At 38.7% G+C, this 19,302-nt stretch carries 20 protein-coding genes; 17 read left to right on the top strand and 3 right to left on the bottom strand.

Annotation, left to right across the window (positions count from 1 at the left end; all coding sequences use genetic code 11):
- Positions 1-100: 100 nt before the first annotated feature.
- Positions 101-592 carry a YajQ family cyclic di-GMP-binding protein gene (locus IGI66_RS07290; protein WP_010780723.1) on the bottom strand — a complete coding sequence of 164 codons (492 nt, stop codon included), beginning with the start codon at positions 590-592 and terminating at the stop codon, positions 101-103.
- A gap of 257 nt (positions 593-849) precedes the next feature.
- Here IGI66_RS07290 and IGI66_RS07285 point away from each other — a divergent pair, with 257 nt between their 5' ends.
- From IGI66_RS07285 to IGI66_RS07265, 5 genes are all read left to right on the top strand, one after another.
- Positions 850-1,749 carry a YitT family protein gene (locus IGI66_RS07285; protein WP_114524454.1) on the top strand — a complete coding sequence of 300 codons (900 nt, stop codon included), beginning with the start codon at positions 850-852 and terminating at the stop codon, positions 1,747-1,749.
- A gap of 95 nt (positions 1,750-1,844) precedes the next feature.
- Complete coding sequence (locus IGI66_RS07280) at positions 1,845-2,186, top strand: metal-sulfur cluster assembly factor (protein ID WP_010780725.1); 342 nt, start codon at positions 1,845-1,847, stop codon at positions 2,184-2,186.
- 74 nt (positions 2,187-2,260) lie between these two features.
- Positions 2,261-2,482, top strand: coding sequence for a hypothetical protein (locus IGI66_RS07275; protein WP_314580808.1), 222 nt, complete (start codon positions 2,261-2,263; stop codon positions 2,480-2,482).
- Positions 2,483-2,568: 86 nt separating this feature from the next.
- Positions 2,569-3,474 carry a helix-turn-helix transcriptional regulator gene (locus IGI66_RS07270; RefSeq protein WP_438848273.1) on the top strand — a complete coding sequence of 302 codons (906 nt, stop codon included), beginning with the start codon at positions 2,569-2,571 and terminating at the stop codon, positions 3,472-3,474.
- Positions 3,475-3,487: 13 nt separating this feature from the next.
- Positions 3,488-3,787, top strand: a complete 300-nt coding sequence (locus IGI66_RS07265; protein ID WP_431380595.1) for a YciI family protein — start codon at positions 3,488-3,490, stop codon at positions 3,785-3,787.
- A gap of 31 nt (positions 3,788-3,818) precedes the next feature.
- On the opposite strand, the gene IGI66_RS07260 is transcribed toward IGI66_RS07265, so the two are convergent.
- On the bottom strand, positions 3,819-4,385 hold the full coding sequence (locus IGI66_RS07260; RefSeq protein ID WP_431380594.1) for a hypothetical protein: 567 nt from the start codon (positions 4,383-4,385) through the stop codon (positions 3,819-3,821).
- Between the two features lie 125 nt (positions 4,386-4,510).
- Between IGI66_RS07260 and IGI66_RS07255 the strand changes: the two genes are divergently transcribed.
- The 6 genes from IGI66_RS07255 to IGI66_RS07230 all read left to right on the top strand — a co-directional run bounded on the left by IGI66_RS07255 (position 4,511) and on the right by IGI66_RS07230 (position 10,656).
- Complete coding sequence (locus tag IGI66_RS07255) at positions 4,511-6,046, top strand: ABC transporter permease/substrate-binding protein (protein ID WP_010780730.1); 1,536 nt, start codon at positions 4,511-4,513, stop codon at positions 6,044-6,046.
- The gene (locus IGI66_RS07250; RefSeq protein WP_010780731.1) at positions 6,047-7,000 is read left to right on the top strand and encodes an ABC transporter ATP-binding protein; all 954 of its coding nucleotides are present in this window, start codon (positions 6,047-6,049) and stop codon (positions 6,998-7,000) included. It begins immediately after the preceding gene.
- A gap of 4 nt (positions 7,001-7,004) precedes the next feature.
- On the top strand, positions 7,005-8,330 hold the full coding sequence (locus IGI66_RS07245; protein WP_438848270.1) for a dihydrolipoyl dehydrogenase family protein: 1,326 nt from the start codon (positions 7,005-7,007) through the stop codon (positions 8,328-8,330).
- Between the two features lie 74 nt (positions 8,331-8,404).
- On the top strand, positions 8,405-9,091 hold the full coding sequence (locus IGI66_RS07240) for a hypothetical protein (protein ID WP_438848268.1): 687 nt from the start codon (positions 8,405-8,407) through the stop codon (positions 9,089-9,091).
- Positions 9,092-9,095: 4 nt separating this feature from the next.
- The gene (locus IGI66_RS07235; RefSeq protein ID WP_438848266.1) at positions 9,096-10,013 is read left to right on the top strand and encodes a sce7725 family protein; all 918 of its coding nucleotides are present in this window, start codon (positions 9,096-9,098) and stop codon (positions 10,011-10,013) included.
- Entirely contained in the window at positions 9,997-10,656 is a 660-nt protein-coding gene (locus IGI66_RS07230; protein ID WP_438848264.1) for a GNAT family N-acetyltransferase, read from the top strand. Before IGI66_RS07235 ends, IGI66_RS07230 begins: the two co-directional genes overlap by 17 nt.
- Here IGI66_RS07230 and IGI66_RS07225 read toward each other — a convergent pair.
- Positions 10,636-11,178, bottom strand: a complete 543-nt coding sequence (locus IGI66_RS07225; RefSeq protein ID WP_438848262.1) for a guanylate kinase — start codon at positions 11,176-11,178, stop codon at positions 10,636-10,638. The genes IGI66_RS07230 and IGI66_RS07225 overlap by 21 nt on opposite strands.
- Positions 11,179-11,245: 67 nt before the next feature.
- Here IGI66_RS07225 and pbp4 point away from each other — a divergent pair, with 67 nt between their 5' ends.
- From pbp4 to asnB, 6 genes are all read left to right on the top strand, one after another.
- On the top strand, positions 11,246-13,270 hold the full coding sequence (gene pbp4, locus IGI66_RS07220; RefSeq protein ID WP_438848260.1) for a penicillin-binding protein PBP4(5): 2,025 nt from the start codon (positions 11,246-11,248) through the stop codon (positions 13,268-13,270).
- A gap of 55 nt (positions 13,271-13,325) precedes the next feature.
- Positions 13,326-13,508: a hypothetical protein gene (locus IGI66_RS07215; protein WP_010780738.1), complete on the top strand. Its 183-nt coding sequence runs from the start codon at positions 13,326-13,328 to the stop codon at positions 13,506-13,508.
- A 204-nt stretch (positions 13,509-13,712) separates the two neighbouring features.
- The gene (locus IGI66_RS07210) at positions 13,713-14,750 is read left to right on the top strand and encodes a DUF1002 domain-containing protein (protein ID WP_010780739.1); all 1,038 of its coding nucleotides are present in this window, start codon (positions 13,713-13,715) and stop codon (positions 14,748-14,750) included.
- A 216-nt stretch (positions 14,751-14,966) separates the two neighbouring features.
- Positions 14,967-15,815 (top strand): hypothetical protein, encoded by an 849-nt coding sequence (locus IGI66_RS07205; protein ID WP_314580834.1) that lies wholly within the window; start codon positions 14,967-14,969, stop codon positions 15,813-15,815.
- A complete protein-coding gene (locus tag IGI66_RS07200) occupies positions 15,816-16,844 on the top strand; it encodes a hypothetical protein (protein ID WP_316406674.1) in 1,029 nt (342 codons plus the stop codon).
- 233 nt (positions 16,845-17,077) lie between these two features.
- Complete coding sequence (gene asnB / locus IGI66_RS07195) at positions 17,078-18,958, top strand: asparagine synthase (glutamine-hydrolyzing) (RefSeq protein ID WP_438848257.1); 1,881 nt, start codon at positions 17,078-17,080, stop codon at positions 18,956-18,958.
- The last annotated feature ends 344 nt before the right edge of the window (positions 18,959-19,302 follow it).

The following is a 19,302-nucleotide window of genomic DNA, read 5'->3' as shown; positions in this document are numbered from 1 at the left end:
CTAAATAAATAGGCTGAATGGTTCAATTACTATCGATAAAAACAGTAAAGAATCATTCAGCCTATTTTTTGTATCTTGTAAAAAATTTATTTCTTTATTACTATCGGTAGTTGATAAACTGAACATCGATCGGTAAATCGATTTCTTTTACCAAAGCAATTACTTGTTGGAGGTCATCTCTATTTTTTCCAGTAATTCTTAATTGGTCTTCTTGAATTTGCGCCTTTACTTTTACTTTGCTGTTTTTGATAGCAGTTGTAATTTTTTTGGCACTTTCTCTATCAATCCCGTTTACAAGTTCAGCTTGTTGTCGGGCGTTTCCTCCTAAGGCGTGCTCAGAAGTAGAGAATTGGATATTTTTTAACGGCACACCACGTTTGATCAGTTTACTAAACAGCACATCTTTCACTTGTTCGATCTTGTAGTCATCTTCAGCTTTAATCACTAATTGATTGCCTTCTAATGTAATGTCGAAGGTACTTCCCTTAAAATCAAAGCGATTTTTCAATTCCTTCAGGGCGATTTGAACCCCATTTTTGACTTCTTCCTTGTTTAACTCTGAAACAATATCAAAGCTCGCATCTTTTGCCATAGACATTCTCCTAATTTACTCCAAATACAGAATCATTCAACGCAATAATTTACAGGAAAACGTGTTTTTGTTTTAGAAAACAAATCCCTTCAGCAAATTAGGATGAATAAAATCAGTATCCGAAAGCTTTTTCTTTAGTTTATCAAAAAATGCTAAGAAAGCCATGATTATTCTCAAATAAGTGATTGAAAACGATTGATTAATATTCATGGAACCTGTTACTCTATTATAGGTTTGAATTAAAGGGGGAATATCGGATGCAGAAGGTTATGAATTATACATCCAAGGATTTGGCAAAAAAAGTCCTTGTCATTTTATTTACTGGTTTGACCGGAGCGGTTGGTTTAAATCTTTTTTTGATCCCAGCAAATGTCTTTTCAGCAGGGATGACCGGGATTGCCCAAATTGCCGAGCACTTATTATCAAATGTAGGTTTATCTATCGACACCGGAATATTGATTTTTCTTCTGAATGTTCCAGTATTCGTCTTAGGATTCATAAGACTTGGAAAATCAGCAATGATTTTGAGCTTTGCAAATGTAATTTCCATGTCTTTTTTTACGACATTGGTTCCGGTCGGTCAAGTGACTGATAATGTGTTAATGAATGCGATCACCGGAGGGGTCATGCTCGGAATCGGTGCGGGCCTTTCGTTAAAATTTGGGTTTACGACGGGCGGCTTAGACATCGTATCCTTATTATTATCTAAAACAACAGGGCGTACAGTTGGAAACTATATGATGCTCCTAAATGGTGTGATTGTAATAGTTGCTGGTTTCTTTTTTACTTGGGAGAGCGCGCTTTATACGATCATCACGATATTCACAATGAGTACCGTTGTCGACTATGTCCATACGAGTCATCAAAAAATGACGGCGTTCATCAATACTGGAAATAGTGCAGTCATGATTGAAGTCCTGAGCAGAGAATTATTGCGTGGGCTGACGGTAATTCCTGCGCGAGGAGGATTTAGCTCTACTGAACGAGAAGTCATCATGGTTGTTTTTACTCGTTATGAATTGTATACATTAAAACAAGTCGTCGCTGACGTAGATCCGAATTCATTTACTAATATCGTTGCAACAGATTCAGTTGTTGGTTCATTCTTGACGCAAGACGAACAGAATTTATTGAAAAAATCACAAATCGCTAAATAATAGTTCTTAAATGAGAATAAGAGGGATTCAATTCTCATTTACAAACACTAAAAGATAGAGTAAAATACTCTTGAAACTCGAAAGGAGTGGAACAAGTGGAAGAGAACACACAAAAATGGTCCGATGCAGAAGTAGCAGAGATTAAAGAAACTATTTTAACTGCTTTAGAATCAGTCATTGACCCTGAGTTAGGAATCGATATCGTTAATCTTGGTTTGATCTATGAAGTAGATTTTGAACAAACAGGAAACACGGTAATTAAAATGACATTGACGACTATGGGATGTCCATTGGCAGATATCTTAACTGATAATATTCAATCCGCTTTAGGTGAGATTCCAGAGGTCACGAATGTAGAAGTGAAGCTTGTTTGGTATCCAGCATGGACGACCGATAAAATGAGCCGTTATGCACGGATTGCTTTAGGTATCCGTTAATTAAATAAGATTGTAGTCTCCTCTTTCATTAAGAGGAGACTTTTTTGTATAATAATTGAAAGGAGTTGTTTAGGTTGGATAACTATGGACTAGCTGACTATTTAGCTGCAAAGAAATCGTTACTGTCAACATTACACAAAATTGAGAAAGCGCTTATTTCGTTAGAAGAAAAACAATCTCTTGGGAAAAATAGAAAAGCACAAATTACCTTATCTGAAGAAAGAATCAAAGCATTGAAGCTCTCCTTGGTATTGATAGATAAGGAAATCAGTAAACTGTCGCAAAACGAAGTGTAACTATTGATTTCCTATTTTCTTTTTTTATATGACAGCTTGTTGTCGTATTACTGTTGATATAGTAGTCATCGAAAGGAAACAGGAAAATGCAGATCGAACGATTGATTAAACTGATTTTTTATCTTGTCAGGCACAAACGAGTCACTGCCAAAGAATTGGCAGAATATCTTGGTGTGTCGACACGAACGATTTATCGAGACATTACGACGTTATCATTAGCGGGCATTCCAATTCTTTCAAAAAAAGGATTCGGAGGAGGGCTCTCGTTGATGGATGGGTTTACCTTAGATGAATCGTTCCTGACATCTGATGAAAAAATGTACGTCTATCAAGGACTTCAGATTCTCAATGCAGCAAACTATCCTGAGACGGAGCATGTATTAAATAAAATTGGCGCATTATTTAATCAGCCGCCGACAGAGGAATGGCTAGAGATTGATTTTAGCTACTGGGGCAGCGAAGAAACGGAAAAAGTAACACTTTCCGAATTACGAAAAGCGATCACTGAAAAGCATCTTTTGACATTCGATTATTTTAATTCTGAGTTAACGAGTTCTAAACGAAATGTAGAGCCGTTGCGCTTACTATTTAAATCTCATGCCTGGTATATTGTTGGTTACTGTCATAACAGTCAAGCGATCAGAATTTTTCGGTTATCTCGTATGAAAAAAATAATCGTTTTATCAGAGACGTTTGAACGGTCATTACCTAATGATTTTTTCTTAAACACTAGGAAAGATGATACGGAGTGGATAAATTTTACGTTGCTTTTCTCAAAAAAAATAGCCCATCGATTGTTTGATGAATTTCACGAGCATCAAGTTCAACAGCTTTCGAATGGAGGGTATTTAGTAAATGTTCAGTATCCATTGAGCGAATGGACGTATCTTAGGCTGTTGTCTTACGGTCCCTACGTTGAGGTTCTTGAACCTAAAGAAGCTCGTGAAGAATTGAGAATGCGGGCATTAAAAATCACAAAAATATATGAATAAAAGGAGGAAATGCATGAACGAGTGGGTATACGTCATGATGATAAAAAAAACAAAGGAGTACCGGCGCTTAAACAAAGCTGGTGTCATTGAGCACGTTGAAAATTTGAGAAGTTTAGACGAGGAAAACCATATTGAGCTCGCTGGAGCATTCAAGGGGTATCCCGGAATGGCAGGTATGTTTGTTTTTAAGGCAGCTAGCTATGAAGAAGCAGAGGCACTTTGTCAAAAGGAACCATTGGTTGTCTTAGGATATGCTACGTATGAGTTGCATCGCCTACAACTAGCCACGAAGGAAAATAATTATCTATTATAAAAAAGAAACGACTTTACCAGTCGTTTCTTTTTTAAATGGCTTGAAAAAGGGCCAGCATGTTTTCAGTTCGAGTACGAGAGCGTGCATTCATTGCACTTAATTCTTCAGAAATCTCATCGTGTGATGCTTCTTTTAGCAACAGTAAACGATAAATCAAACGCAAATCTTGGCGACGAACTTTCGGGAAATGCTGCATCAATACTTGATTAAAATCAGCATTCATTTGATTGATACCAAGCAATGGATCTTTTTGAATGGTGTAATTGATCAAATAGCGTTCAAAATCCTGTAATGCGGAGGCGGCTTTTTCAGGGACGAAACCGTTAGCCCAACTTGCTGTCAATAAGATAAAGCTATCTTCGTCAGATAAATCTTTTTGAAACCCAATAATTGTGGCATTCAACACGTTTTCTTGCAATGCTTCAAAAACTGCGGGTTCATTTTGTTTGATTCGTAGGAAATAATTGGTAAACCCATCACTGTTTAATAGATTTAAGTCAATTGCCTTAAACCAATTGTAATGATGAGAATTTAAATAGGAATAGGTTTTTTCTTGCTTTTTTCGTTGGATATTTTCCAATTCTTTCATTGTTTTCATCTTTTTATCGCTTCCTTTACTAAGAGATCCTTATTATTATACTACTTTTACTCAAGCCAATCTTTTTGTCTCCCTTTTTGATTAAGTTATACTGAGAACAGGTCATACTATTGAGAGGATAATTTATGAATGAATTAATCAATACATTTAGTGAAAGAAAAGAAGAGCTATTATCAGCAATTTTTGAACATTTAGCCATTTCTTTGAGTGCATTGTTGATTGCGATCGTCATTGCTATTCCATTGGCGATCTTGTTGAGTCAACGAAAAAAAATGGCGGAAGTTGTGTTACAGATAACAAGTATTTTACAGACGATTCCATCCCTTGCGTTACTGGGATTGCTGATCCCTTTTGTTGGAATCGGTACAGTTCCAGCATTGATTGCATTGGTCGTTTATGCGCTACTGCCGATCTTCCAAAACACGTATATCGGTCTAGCAGAAATTGATCCTTCTATTGAAGAGGCTGCAGACGCTTTTGGAATGTCTCGTATGCGCAAATTGATGAGAGTAGAATTACCCATGGCAATGCCGGTCATTATTTCTGGTGTACGTACAGCACTAGTACTAATTATCGGGACAGCGACATTGGCTGCCTTGATTGGTGCCGGGGGTTTGGGTACGTTTATTTTACTTGGGATTGATCGAAACGATCCGAACTTGACTCTTATTGGAGCCATTAGTTCCGCATTACTTGCGATTATTTTCAGTACGCTGATCCGCTTTTTACAAAATCGAAGTGGGAAAGTGACTTTGATTACTCTTGGAATCATTTGTCTAAGTATTGGCGGCATTTTCTTTGCTCAAAGGAACCCCATCGGAACAGAAACAGTCACCATTGCCGGAAAACTTGGTTCCGAGCCAGATATTCTGATCAATATATATAAAGAGGTCATTCAGGATGAAGATTCTTCGGTCAATGTAGATTTGAAGCCAAACTTCGGGAAGACAAGTTTCTTGTTCAGCGCGGTAGAAAGCAATCAAATTGATATTTATCCCGAATTTACTGGAACCGTCTTAGAAAGTCTAGTTAAAGTACCTAAGAATATGCCAGATGAATTGTCACCTGAGAAAACATATCAAGAAGCAAATAAATTATTGGATGCTCAATTCGACATGCGCCTATTGAAACCTATGGCTTATGAAAATACGTATGCTTTAGCGATGAAGAAAAGTGAAGCTGAAAAACGCGGCATAACGAAGATTTCCCAACTACAAGCGCAACAAGATCAACTAAAAGCCGGATTTACATTAGAATTTATTGACCGGCAAGATGGGTATCGCGGGATTCAAGAAAAATATGGAGTGAAGTTAAGCTCTGTACAAAGTATGGAACCAGCCTTGCGCTATCAAGCCATCAATAACGGGGATGTCGATGTGATCGATGCCTATTCAACAGATAGTGAGATTAAACAATATGACTTAGTGACACTAGAAGACGATCTGCATCTTTTCCCACCTTATCAAGGAGCACCTTTGATGAAAAAAGATTTCGCTGATGAACATCCAGATGTTGTTAAGGCGTTGAACCGATTGTCTGGGAAAATCACCGAAGATCAAATGATCGAAATGAACTACCTAGTCAATGTGAAAAAAGAGCAGCCTGCGAAAGTTGCCCATGACTTCTTAGTGAAAGAGAAAATCATTGGGGAGGAGAAATAGATGGAATCGATTATAGAGTTTAAAGACGTAAGTAAAGAATTCGAAGGAAATGTTGTTCTAAAAGATTTAAATATCTCTGTTAAAAAAGGAGAGATATTTGTATTAGTTGGTCCATCTGGGAGTGGGAAAACGACTTCCTTAAAAATGATCAATGGATTGATCGAACCAACGAATGGCGATTTGTACTTCAAAGAGAAGCGGATCAAGGATTACAATATTCAAAAATTACGTTGGCAGATTGGCTATGTCCTTCAACAAATCGCGCTGTTCCCAACGATGACTGTCCGAGAAAATATCGAAGTCATCCCTGAAATGCTTGGATGGGATAAAGGTCGTCGTACGAAACGAGTGGATGAGCTGCTGAAGGAAGTCGATATGGACCCAGAATTGTTTAGAGATCGGATGCCTAGTGAATTATCAGGTGGACAACAACAACGAATTGGGATCATCCGTGCGCTTGCTTCAGAACCAGACATAGTTTTGATGGATGAGCCCTTCAGTGCACTTGATCCGATTTCTCGTGCAAGTTTGCAAGATCTTGTTTTGGAACTACATCGGAAATTAGGGAATACCGTGATCTTCGTTACACATAACATGAAGGAAGCAATGAAAATCGGCAGTCGGATCGCTGTCATGCATGAAGGAAAACTGATTCAGTGTGATACGCCTGAAGAGATTCAGAAACATCCTGCGAATCAGTTCGTGGAAGAATTCTTTGATGAAACCACCGACGAAGTGTATACCCAAACCTTAGAAGCGCTGTATAACGGCGGCTATTACCAGCAATCAGAGGTGGCTGATCCTACACTCACGGCATTGACCGTTGATACTAGCTTGAGCGAAGTTTTTGACTTGTTAGCTGGCCATGATGCTTTCGCCATGAAGCGAGAAGGAAAAATAATTGGGATAATCAATCGGAGTGATGTCTTCCGATTCTTGAGTCAGGAGGGATAAGGAAATGGAAAACTATGAAGTAATCGTGATCGGCAGCGGTCCAGCAGGAAATACGGCCGCCTATGCGTTAAAGGAACAAGGAAAAAAAGTTGCCATCGTTGAGTCTGATTTGTGGGGAGGAACTTGTCCGAACCGCGGATGCGATCCAAAGAAAATGCTAATGAGCGGTGTTGAAGCACAAAAAAGAATTGAAACAATGATCGGAAAAGGGTTCGAACAAACACCTAAAATCGTTTGGGAAGACTTAATGACTTTCAAGAGGAGCTACACCGACTCTGTTCCGCAAAATACGAAAGAGGGATTGGATTCGGCAGAAATTACACGTTATCAAGGGCAAGCTAGTTTTATTGATGCGCATAAAATCATTGTTGATGACCAAACCTTAACAGCAGATCAATTTCTGATTGCTACCGGGCAGCGGCCAGCAGTTTTGCCGATAGATGGACAAGAGTTATTGCAAAGCAGCACAGATTTCTTAGAACTCGAGCATCTGCCTAAACGAATTGCTTTTCTCGGTGCTGGGTACATTGCTTTTGAATTGGCAATCATCGCAAGTGCAGCCGGTTCAGATGTTCACATCATTCATCACAACGATCGTCCGTTAAAAGGCTTTGATCAAGAACTAGTCAGTGACCTGGTCGAGCATATGAAAGCTGATGGGATAACGTTCCATTTTAACGTGGACACAAAAGCAGTAGAATTGATGCATCCGAACTATCGTGTTACAGGAGAAGATTTTGAATTAATCACGGATATGGTGATCGGTGCTACCGGACGTATTCCAAATGTCGAAGGATTGAATTTAGAAAATGCCGGTGTCGAATATGACAAACGAGGCATAAAAGTCGACGATCATTTACGAACAACACAACAAACGATTTTTGCTTGTGGCGATGTTGTAGCAAAATCCCAGCCTAAATTAACGCCAGTTGCTGGCTTTGAAGCAGGATATGTCGTCGGCGCGATGAGTGATGAGCAAAATGCCATCGAATACCCATTGATTCCTACCATCGTTTTCGGAGATCAGCGCTTGGCAAGGGTTGGTTTGAGCGAAAAGGAACTTGCTGATCATCCAGAGAAATACCATTCACAGACCACTGACTTGTCTAGCTGGTATACGTATCACCGGATTAACGATCAAGGAGCAAAAATAAAAATCGTTTACGATGAAGAAGAAAATATTGTAGCGATTAGTTGTCTCAGTCAGTTGGCAGATGAAGTGATCAATTATCTTTTAGTCATTTTAACGAAAAAAATGACACATGAAGAAGTTGAAAAATACATTTTTGCTTATCCGAGTCCAGCTAGTGATCTTTCATATTTTATTTAAAACAGAGGGTACCCTCTGTTTTTTTTTGTAGAGTTATGCTAAAGTTTACGAAAATACGTTCCCATGGTGAGAAAATGAAAACAACATTGACACAAAAAATCGAAAACGCACTTTACTATTATTGCATGGATCTTGGCGGGATTGTCGTTGAAGAAGTGACCATGCCTGATGAACAAGGAATCGTGGATACGCTGGCTTGTTTTTTTAAACCTGGTGAGATGGAATGGCGCTGTTATGAGCTAAAAATAACTAAAGCTGATTTTTACTCTAAGGCAAAATTGTCTTTTATTGGACACTATAATTACTTCGTTTTGACTGAAGAGCTGTATCAGAAAGTCCAAGACGATATCCCCAAAGAGATCGGCGTTTTAGTCTATCGTCCCTATACTCAAGCAGAAGACCTACCCGCTGATGGAACATTTATTATCGCCAAAAAGCCAATGAAACGCGCGCTTCAGGTAGAGGAATCGGCATTAACGCAACGATTCATGGCCTCTTTGTTCCGAGAAGTCCGAAAAGCAAAACGGATGTCTTATGGGACAAGCTTTTTCTCAACGGAGCAGCTGTATAAGGAATTACGACGCCGCTTGGATGAAAAGGATAGTTTACAGGAAAACAATTATTATCAGCGTTTCATCGAGGATGTCCAACAGGAGCGAATTGAAAGTCTTGAAGAGGAATTACGGGCATTAGAACAGGATTATGAATTTTTACGCCGAGAACGTCATGTTCGAAGTCGGCCGACTGAGCCATTGGAGTGAGTGAATGTACTATCCATACTTAAGAGGGAAACAGTTTGATTTATTAGCGGTCTCTACATTGATCCAGGAGAAACGTTGGTCGAGCAGAATCCGACCGATCATTGAACCTGTTAGAGATTCCCCTACACTGAAGAAAACACTTGAATTATTCGATAAAAAAAAGCTGATTTGTTATTTGATCATGAATCCGCAGGTTGGCACAGCAAAATTATTTGAGGAAAAAAGATTCGATTGGCCGGTACAGGAAAATTCCAGCGTTAAAAAGGCAGAAATTATTACACAGGATAATCTTTTTCAGGGGGAACTGTATCTATTTAATAGTCATTCACCAAGAAAGATCGAAAAGCTAAAAATTAGCGACGATGCGTTATCTATCATACCTGATCAGGGCAGATTTAGAGTTTTAGAAGTACCAAATAAAATATTACTCAGAGAAGCCTTTCAATCACAAAAAAATGTTGCAGATTATGGAGAAAAGATAGATGATTTTTATAGTGACGAGCATCTCTATTTAAGAACAAATTCAAAAGGTTTTAGTGATTATACTATTGAGGGCAGCCGCTATTTTGATAAAGGTGGACCTAGTCGTGCGATTGCTATACACATAAGCTATTTTGATGCGTATCTTAATTTAAGAGTAAAGCATTTTGTATCCGATAGTAATGAGAATGCACAAGATCAGGCAGGGAAGTTTTTTGAAGCATTGGAGAAATTTTCAGAGTGGTATTCGAGAAATCAAGATCAGTTGTTACTGACTTTAGGAATGGAAGAATTATTGCACTATCGGGAAATGAAAAAATTTCCGGGATTGGGCACAATTAAAAAGTGGTCCTTGGCGCATCACTTGGAATTGGTTGGTGCCTTTTTGGAAAAAGGAGAACATTGGCAGAGGGGATGGAAAACATATGGGATACGAAGATGAAGATTTTATTGTTAGACAAGCAAAACAAATGGGAGAACTCTTAGGTGGGTTTTTAGGAAAAAAAGATGCCGAAGCGATTTTGTCGTTTGGCGATGAAACAAAGACAGATGAACCAACGCATCCCGCGTTTGTTTTGCGTCCAAGCACGTTGGAAGACATTCCTGCGATTAACGCAATCATTCAACAGGCAAAGGACTATTTGAAAGATCAGGGGTCACCTCAATGGCAAGATGGTCATGAGCCTCATGAAGCTGTAATACGTGAAGACATAAGAAAAAAAGCCAGCTATGTACTGACTTTAGAGGAAGAAATCGTTGGTACTGTCGCATTAATTGCTGAAAAAGATCCTATTTATGAAGCAATTGAAGGCGAGTGGCAAGGAAACACCCCTTATGTTTCTTTGCATCATGTAGCGGTCACTCAAAAATATCGCGGAATGGGACTGGGGAAAGCGTTATTGGATTCAGCAATTAAACAAGCGCAATTTCTAGGTTATGGCGATGTTCGCATTGATACCTATCCAGCTAACCAGCCGATGCTGCGGTTGATCGAGAAGTGCGGATTTACCTATTGTGGAATGATCCATTTCCCATTTGAACATGGAGAACGAAAAGCATTTCAGTTACTTCAACGCCTGTCTTAATTGGCTGAGCATACTATCTAGTGAGGTTTCGCCATCAATTTCAATTAGATTGGGAAACTTTTTTAAACGTTCTAAACTTTCCTGATCCTCTTGGAAAATCGCTAAACGACGTTCTAAGTCTCCGACGGAAGCTCTTTTTTCTAGGCGAGTAATCATGGTTTCTCTAGAAATATTGATCCAAATTGGGACCATTTGTTCACCAAATACACGATATAAATTAATAAATCCTGTCGTTGTGATGGGATCGTAGCAGTCACCAATCGCTAAAGCCTCGCTTAACGTTGACTTGGCAATGCCGTAAAAGTGGTCGTCATAAACATCATATTCAGCAAATTGATCGTGATTGACCATTTGCTTAAATTCTTTTTTAGAAACAAAATAATAGTCGCGGCCGTGTTCTTCATTTTCACGAGGAGCACGTGTAGTGTAAGAAATAATTTTTTGCTCAGGATGAAAGGCTTTTTCGGCTAATGTGGTTTTTCCAGAACCACTTGGTCCAATAAATAAGTAACAATGATTCATAAAGTAACACGTCCTTTTTTACAGTATAAAGAAAGAGGACAAAAGATGCTAGGGAGGGAACTCTTTTATGGAGAGAAGCACACGTAAGAAACAGAAAATGAACAAATGGCCAATCATTATTATCAGTATCCTTGTATTACTCGTAGTTGGATTTTTTGGAGCCCGCGCCTACCAAGCGAGTCAAGTGAAAAAACAAGGCCAAGAAACAGTAGAGGCTTTTGTTAAAGAGTTAAAAAAAGGGAATTATAAAGAGCTAACAAACAATTTAAGTGCGGATTCACTGAAAAATAGTGGTTATACAAAAAAAGAAGTAGAGGAAAAATACCAATCGATTTATTCGGGAATCAATGCGTCCAATATTAAAATGAATGATCTGAAGGTAGAAAAAAAAGGCGGGGCTCTTCAATTTTCTTATAACTTATCCGTTAATACTGGATTTGGACAATTAAAAAACCAACAATATTCTGGAACATTAACAGACGGTGGAAAAGAGATCAATTGGAAGCCAAACTTAATTTTCCCTGGTATGTCTGGTAAGGATAAAATCAATTACTCAGTTGATCCTGCAAAGCGTGGTGAAATTTTAGATCGGAGTGGGCAAGGTCTTGCGACCAACGGGACAGTGTTCCAATCAGGGATCGTGCCTAAAAACCTTGGCAGTGGAGAAGAACGTACTGCGAAAATTGATGCGATCGCTAAAAGCTTAGACCTAACTGCTAAAGATGTTGATGCCGCTTTATCTCAAGGGTGGGTGCAGGAAGACTTTTTTGTCCCTTTGAAAACGACTGCGGAGGCGCCTAAAGAAACGCCGGATGGTTTAGAAGTCAAAGAAACGACCGGCCGTACGTATCCGTTAAAAGAGGCCGCAGCTCAATTGATTGGCTATGTCGGCAAGGTTACCGCAGAGGATATGAAGAAAAACGATGATCTTGCCAGCGATAGTTTGATTGGTCGAAGCGGATTAGAAATGGCCTTGGATAAACAGCTAAGAGGAAAAGATGGCGGCTCTTTGGCAATTACAGATAAAGAGGGAAAAGAAAAAAAAGTGCTGCAGACAATTGAAAAGAAAGATGGCGAGAACATCAAACTGACCATCGATAGCCGTGCACAACAGATTGCCTACAACGGATTAAATGGTCATGCAGGTTCAAGCGTTGTTATGGCACCGAAAACAGGCGATCTATTGGTTGCTGCCAGTTCGCCAAGTTTTGATCCTAATAAAATGACAAACGGTATTAGTCAATCGGATTATGATGCGTATAGTAATGATAAGAATCAACCTTTTATGAGTCGCTTTGCCACGGGGTATGCACCTGGGTCAACATTTAAAACAATCACGGCGGCGATAGGATTGGATGCTGGAACGTTAAATCCTAATGAAGAATTGGCGATTAACGGATTGAAGTGGCAAAAGGACAGCTCTTGGGGCTCTTATCAAGTCACACGGGTCTCAGATGTTAGTCCTGTGAATTTAAAAACGGCATTGACTTATTCTGACAATATTTATATGGCTCAAGAAACACTAAAAATGGGCGAAAAAACATTCCGTGAAGGCTTGAATAAATTTATCTTTGGAAAAGCGTTAGATGTACCGATCGCCATGGATAAAGCACAGATTTCCAGCAAAGAGAGTTTTGACTCAGAAATATTATTAGCAGATACAGGGTATGGACAAGGCCAGTTGCTATTGAACCCTATTCAACAAGCGGCTGCCTACTCCGTCTTCCCAAATAAGGGAACGATGGTGTATCCAAAGCTACTTGCTGATAAGGAAACGAAGAACGAGAAGGATGTCATTAAAGCAGAGTCGGCAGAAACGATTACAGGAGACATGCAAGCCGTTGTAAGTGATCCGAATGGGACAGCTCATAGCTTGGCAGCATTGAATATACCGTTAGCAGCAAAGACTGGGACTGCTGAAATTAAGCAAAAGCAAGATGAAAAGGGACAAGAGAACAGCTTCTTATATGCTTTTGACCCCGAAAAGCAAAATTATTCTGTGGTGGAATTTTTAGAGAACAAACCAGAAGGTACTTCCGCGACAGATCTTTCTAAAGACTTGTTGACTTACTTAAACCAAACCTATCAATAAAATACTTGTCTGAATGACCGATGCTTGGTAAGATATCCAAGAAGGACGGTGTCTTATGAACAAGCGACAACGAAAAAAACAAGCCTATAAACAATACATTCGGGCAATTTTCGAAGGGTATGAAAAAATGCTGGAGGATTCTAGTATTAAGGAATTACACTTCACTTATTTAAAAGAAACGACATACTTAGAACGTGACGATCAGGACAAGATTCATTTCACGACTAAGGAAAAATAGTTTTTAAAGAACTTTCCAATCATTTGTGTTGGAAAGTTCTTTTTTGTAAAGCATAACTAACCGGCAGATGCCTCCTACCTTAGACTGAGTAAAATATTAAGAGAGTTTAAGGTTGGTAAATAATTGCTTAAAGAAAAGGTTCTGATTAAGCAAAAGAATGAAAATCAGCTAGAATATGACTATCAAGATACAGGAGGCACGATAATGAAATTATATAAATACGCAATATTAGCAGGCATAGGACTATCATTGGGCGTTGGAATGTTCAAGCAAACAACTGCCCACGCAGAATCCAATGATGGTGCAATCAATGAGCGCTGGGGCAAACCAACCTTTGTGGCCGGAGCTGGATTAAATCAACAACAACTAAATGAAACAATGAATAAACTAAGCATCAATCAAACGAACGTGAAGATGGAAACTGCCACAGGAGCAGATTTAGTCAAATACTTAGGCTATGGCAGTGGAGATGACAGCGTGATGTTGAGCTCGGTAGTCGTCAATCGCGAGGATCAAGGGAAAGGAATCGATGTTCAAATTTTGACCCCGCAAAACATCACACAAATTACGGCTGATCAATACAAGAATCCTCTGGTTACAGCAGGGATCACTGATGCGACCGTTAAAGTAGCCAGTGTGGTAAAGGTAACGGGAGAAAGTGCTTTGACGGGCGTTTATAAAGCCTTTGAGTCAAATGGGGAAACCGTTGATCCGCAACGTGCTCAGCTGGCACAAACTGAATTGGATACGACCTCGGATGTTTCACAATCTGTCGTGAATAAAGCCAATGAGCAAAGCCAAAATCAAAACTTATCAGACAGCGAAAAGGAAAAGGCCGATGAAGCGTATAAGGCGCAATTAAATCAGACGTTGGTCGATATAAAAAAAGAGCTTGCTGATTTGAAAGAGAAGCAAGGGGAATTAGCGACAAAAGCCGATGTTGAAAAAATCGTCAATGATGCACTGGAAAAAAATAATTTGTCTCAATACGTCACAAAGGACGACATCAATAAATTGGTTGGATTGGCTCAAAAATACCAAACAACAGACGGTGTCTTAGATAAAGAATCTATCGAACAATTGGACAAGATCAGCAGCGATTTTAAAGGAACAGTCAATAAAGTATCGGATCAATTAGGGAAATTTGGAGATTCCTTAAAGGGGACGTTGGAAGACAATCAAGGATTCTTTACAAATCTATGGCAACAAATCAAAGGATTTTTTAGTGGATTAACAAATTAATTAAAAAGATTGTGTCATTTTTTAACAAGGACACAATCTTTTTTTACTTTCTCTAACAGTTTATACTTATCATTACGGTCATGCTAGGGTAAAATGGAGGAGTGGGTTTCAATTCTAACATGAAAATGGCGCTTCATTTCTGTTTCGAATTGAATCAAGAATAAATATGGTAATATTTATTATATTATTAATCAAAAAAATAAAGGAGGGTCTTAGATGGAGACTCCAGAAAAACAGGAAGAACTTCAAACTGATACATCCTTCGATTCAGTGAAGGAATCTGCTTCCGATGTGTTAGGTGGGTTGATGGGGCAGATCAAGCGATTAGAAGAGGCAATGAAAGCCGAGCACATGGGCGATGTGTATCAAATATATTGGAATGAACTGCCTCCTGCAATTCAACAATCAAGCAATGCCAATCATGAAATTGATAATTTCTTGACAAGTAAATTGGATCAGGAGATTCAACGGACGTTCCCATTTATGATCATGCGGGATGTCGTCTCTCCTATTTTGTTAAATTATCAAATGGGCAGTTACTATCGAGATCGTGCGGTACTGCAAGTAGATGCCACACAACCGACGATTAAAATACTCCCTGAAATTCGCGAACAATGGGAACGCGTTTTAAAAGGAGAGTACAAAGAGCGCTTAACTGAGCTTGAAAACCAACAAGATGATTTTGATGCAAAAACGATCGCTGCGCAATCCGAATTGCGAGAATTGAGCGGAAAAATTGCGCATCAGGAAAAACTTAAAGCAGAGCTAGAAGAATCAAAAAGCTTCATGAACCGGAAAAAGATCGAAGAAGAGATTGACGAGATCAATGATAAGCTGGTTGATTTAAAACAGCAACGCGGTCAATGGACACCGTTTGTTGGAGATCAATTGTCCGGAGAATCGAAAAAAATCGAAATTAAAAATCGAATTGCGGACCTTTCTTTAGAACAAGCTATCGCACTAAAAGAATTGCGTATAATCAAGAAACGATTTGGTGGATTAGAAGAAATGGATGCTGCATTGGAGAACTTTATCCATGATTTTTTAACTAAGGGGGCGGAATAAATGACTGAAGAAAAAAACAAAATCAATCAAATTTATGACACATTAGTCGATTCCGAGGAGCCCGGGTTGAATATTAAAGAAAAAGAGATTCTCCATCCTGAAGACAGCAACGGTGAAGCAGCCGAGGAATTTAAATCCTCGCCTCAAACGAAGCCTATGAGCGATTCATCCTTGAATTATTACGATAACCGTGAAGAAAATTATCAAGATCTATTGAACTTGATCGATGATGCGGAAAAAGAGATTGCTGATTTGAAATTCAGAAAGGTTTTGATGGAATCTGATTTTCCTACATTACTTGATTATTTTAAGAAAATCTTTATTGAAGAATCACTTTCTGCTTCAGCGATCGCTAAGGGCGCGCTGTTAGAATATTTCACCTTTGAATTGATCAAACCGTTGCAGAACCATGAATTGCATCTTTCCACAAATGAATTTTCAACTTGGGAAAGTAAGCATTTTAATCTTTCTTATCGGTTGACCAGTACAAATGAAATCAATTTTAGTTTCATGATGCCGACGTCTGATGGCAGATTCCGCAGTGAAAAGATCAAATTGATGGAAGTATATCCCGCGACCATGAGCGTTCGCGTTCTTAATGATGCGGTTTTAACTTTACTAAAAGATTGCTACAACAAACATATTTATACGAGTGGTCAAAATTCAATGTTCAGTCGTGAGATGAACGATGTCATGGCTCATATGAAGGACCTCGGGTTTGATTTTGACGAAAATCTATTAGACAACAGTCAGCCGCTAGATGTTGCTGTAGATCTTCACCATATGACACCGACCGATGTATTGGACAAAATTTTCATTACTACGATGAACAATGAAAATTATGATTTCAAAAAGATCGATGAAGCCAGTTACTTGATTGTTTTAGATGGCAATCAGACAGTAACGATCAATCAAAACAATGAAAATCAGGTGAGCAGTTTGAAATTGAATACCGACCGAAAAAATAAATCCTTGATTGAGTTTTTTGGAAGCTATCCGTTCTTAGTTCCGTTGACGATCACTGATTAAATCGAAATGAAACAACGAGTGTTGCGCCAAATAAAAATTGGTGCAGCACTTTTTTGTGTTTCTCTTTTATAAAGAGTGAGAAATAAGTATTTCCCTTTGGAAAAAATTAATTTTTAATGGTGTTTTTAAAGGGAAATTGCGTCAACTCGTGAAACTAATTTAATCCTATGATATACTTTGAAAGTTGATATGAAAGAGTATCAGTTTACCATGTTTGAAAGAGGGTAGAGATTGTGTGTGGAATTGTAGGATTTATTGATCGTTCAAATACAACGCAAAAAGAACAAATTGTTAAAAATATGATGGATACGATTGTTCACCGTGGACCAAATAGTGCAGGACAATTTATTGATGAAGGGGCCGCTCTGGGTTTCCGTCGTCTGAGCATCATTGACCTTGAAGGTGGGACGCAGCCAATCAAGAATGAAGATGAGACGAAAATCATCACATTCAATGGTGAAATCTACAACTATCAAAGCATTCGTGAAGATCTGATTGCTAAAGGACATATTTTTACAACGCATGCTGATACAGAAGTATTATTACATGGGTATGAAGAATACGGAGTGGATTTATTACAAAAAATCCGTGGAATGTTTGCCTTCGTGATCTGGGATACTAAAAAACAAGAACTTTTCGGTGCCCGTGATCATTTCGGGATCAAGCCGCTTTATTATGCTTTGATGAATGGTACGTTTATGTACGGTTCTGAGATCAAGAGCTTTTTACAACATCCAAATTTTGTGAAGGAACTAAATAAGGAAGCTTTGAAGCCATACATGACCTTCCAATATTCTGCTTTGGATGAAACTTTCTTTAAAAATGTTTACCGTATCAAAGAAGGACATTACTTCATTTATAAAGATGGAAAATTAGATATTCAACAATATTGGGATGTGAAAGAACAAGAAACGACTATGACGCTGGAAGAAACGGTTGAGTTGATTGATGACACGGTTGTGAAATCAGTCGAAGCCCATCGAATCGCAGACGTTGAAGTTGGCTCCTTCTTGTCTTCAGGTGTTGATTCGAGTTATGTTACTGCTGTCTTGAGACCAGAACATTCCTATTCGATTGGTTTTGGCGACAAGTCTTATAATGAATCAATCGAAGCAAAGAAATTAGCTGATTTGATTGATTTAAACAATACGTCTCGCGTCGTTACTGGAGACGAAGCGTTTGAATACTTCCCATTGATCCAATATCATTTGGATGAGCCAGACTCTAACCCTTCGTGTGTCCCATTGTATTTCTTGGCAGAACTTGCTAGTCGAGATGTACGTGTCGCACTAAGTGGTGAAGGGGCAGATGAATTATTTGCTGGTTATCAGGCGTATGGGATGAATACGAAGTCAAAAGCAGTGAAAGTCGTTGCTGAAGGCTTGAAAAAATTACCAAAAGGCATGCGCTACTCGATCGCTAAGGGATTAAAAGGCAAAACCTTTAAAGGTGCGTTGCACTTGTATACCTCTTTAGCACCGGCTGAAGAATTCTTTATTGGTCAAGCCAAAGTTTTTGAAGAAGATGAGGCAGCGGCATACTTGCAACCAGAATTCCAGCAAAGTCCTACGATCAAAGACATCGTGAATGTGCATTATGAAAAAGTTCAGGACATGTCTGAAATCAAAAAAATGCAGTATCTAGATATGCACCAATGGATGCCAAAAGACATTTTATTGAAAGCTGATAAATTATCCATGGCTAGCTCTTTGGAAGTTCGGGTACCATTATTAGACAAAGAACTAATGAAGGTATCTGAAATCGTTCCTACAAAATATTTGATCAATGCTGAAAATACAAAATACGCATTCCGTCAGGCTGCTGCGCGTCATTTACCAGAAGAATGGTACAATCGTGAAAAACTTGGCTTCCCAGTTCCTATTAAAGACTGGTTGCGTGAAGAGAAATATTACAAGGTCGTACGTGACGTATTCACTCAAGAGTTTGTAAAAGAATTCTTCGATCAAGAAAAAATCGTGAAACTATTGGATGACAATTTTGCTGGAACAGCGGATGGTCGTCGTAAGATTTGGACGATCTATACCTTCTTGACATGGTACCAAGTATACTTCATCAATGATGGGGTAAAACCAGTACCGGCAACGATCGTGTAAAGCTTCAGCCAATTTGACAAATTTAATTTGTCACGTTAGACTGATTCTAAGGAAACTTAATAATCATTATGAGGTGTCTTGGTGAGTGTAATTATTTAATTTGGAGTAACTTAATAGCGAAAAATTTCTGTTCGTACAGGTTTATTTCGCGTGCCAAATTAGATGATACCTATCAACGCTGCTGATATTGAACTCAAGCTGTGAAGAGGAATCTTCACAGCTTTTTTTGCGACTTCCGATGTGCGTTCTAGCATATCCAATGGGATCGTTAACGTAAGAGGATGATGAAATCTTCACGTTAGAAGAATTAGTTGCTTTTAAATGGAGTGCTCAGTTCAATAATA

This window comes from Enterococcus sp. AZ048 (assembly GCF_051715125.1).
Lineage (GTDB): Bacteria > Bacillota > Bacilli > Lactobacillales > Enterococcaceae > Enterococcus_A > Enterococcus_A gilvus.
The sequence above is the reverse complement of the archived record's forward strand: the minus strand, read 5'-3'. Positions and strand labels throughout refer to the sequence as shown.

What these genes read in the sequence shown, in the direction of transcription:
- IGI66_RS07290 (WP_010780723.1), bottom strand. Translation starts at nt 592, where the DNA reads ATGGCAAAAGATGCGAGCTTTGATATTGTTTCAGAGTTAAACAAGGAA.
- IGI66_RS07285 (WP_114524454.1), top strand. Translation starts at nt 850, where the DNA reads ATGCAGAAGGTTATGAATTATACATCCAAGGATTTGGCAAAAAAAGTC.
- IGI66_RS07270 (WP_438848273.1), top strand. Translation starts at nt 2,569, where the DNA reads ATGCAGATCGAACGATTGATTAAACTGATTTTTTATCTTGTCAGGCAC.
- IGI66_RS07265 (WP_431380595.1), top strand. Translation starts at nt 3,488, where the DNA reads ATGAACGAGTGGGTATACGTCATGATGATAAAAAAAACAAAGGAGTAC.
- IGI66_RS07260 (WP_431380594.1), bottom strand. Translation starts at nt 4,385, where the DNA reads ATGAAAACAATGAAAGAATTGGAAAATATCCAACGAAAAAAGCAAGAA.
- IGI66_RS07255 (WP_010780730.1), top strand. Translation starts at nt 4,511, where the DNA reads ATGAATGAATTAATCAATACATTTAGTGAAAGAAAAGAAGAGCTATTA.
- IGI66_RS07250 (WP_010780731.1), top strand. Translation starts at nt 6,047, where the DNA reads ATGGAATCGATTATAGAGTTTAAAGACGTAAGTAAAGAATTCGAAGGA.
- IGI66_RS07245 (WP_438848270.1), top strand. Translation starts at nt 7,005, where the DNA reads ATGGAAAACTATGAAGTAATCGTGATCGGCAGCGGTCCAGCAGGAAAT.
- IGI66_RS07240 (WP_438848268.1), top strand. Translation starts at nt 8,405, where the DNA reads ATGAAAACAACATTGACACAAAAAATCGAAAACGCACTTTACTATTAT.
- IGI66_RS07235 (WP_438848266.1), top strand. Translation starts at nt 9,096, where the DNA reads ATGTACTATCCATACTTAAGAGGGAAACAGTTTGATTTATTAGCGGTC.
- IGI66_RS07230 (WP_438848264.1), top strand. Translation starts at nt 9,997, where the DNA reads ATGGGATACGAAGATGAAGATTTTATTGTTAGACAAGCAAAACAAATG.
- IGI66_RS07225 (WP_438848262.1), bottom strand. Translation starts at nt 11,178, where the DNA reads ATGAATCATTGTTACTTATTTATTGGACCAAGTGGTTCTGGAAAAACC.
- pbp4 (WP_438848260.1), top strand. Translation starts at nt 11,246, where the DNA reads ATGGAGAGAAGCACACGTAAGAAACAGAAAATGAACAAATGGCCAATC.
- IGI66_RS07215 (WP_010780738.1), top strand. Translation starts at nt 13,326, where the DNA reads ATGAACAAGCGACAACGAAAAAAACAAGCCTATAAACAATACATTCGG.
- IGI66_RS07210 (WP_010780739.1), top strand. Translation starts at nt 13,713, where the DNA reads ATGAAATTATATAAATACGCAATATTAGCAGGCATAGGACTATCATTG.
- IGI66_RS07205 (WP_314580834.1), top strand. Translation starts at nt 14,967, where the DNA reads ATGGAGACTCCAGAAAAACAGGAAGAACTTCAAACTGATACATCCTTC.
- IGI66_RS07200 (WP_316406674.1), top strand. Translation starts at nt 15,816, where the DNA reads ATGACTGAAGAAAAAAACAAAATCAATCAAATTTATGACACATTAGTC.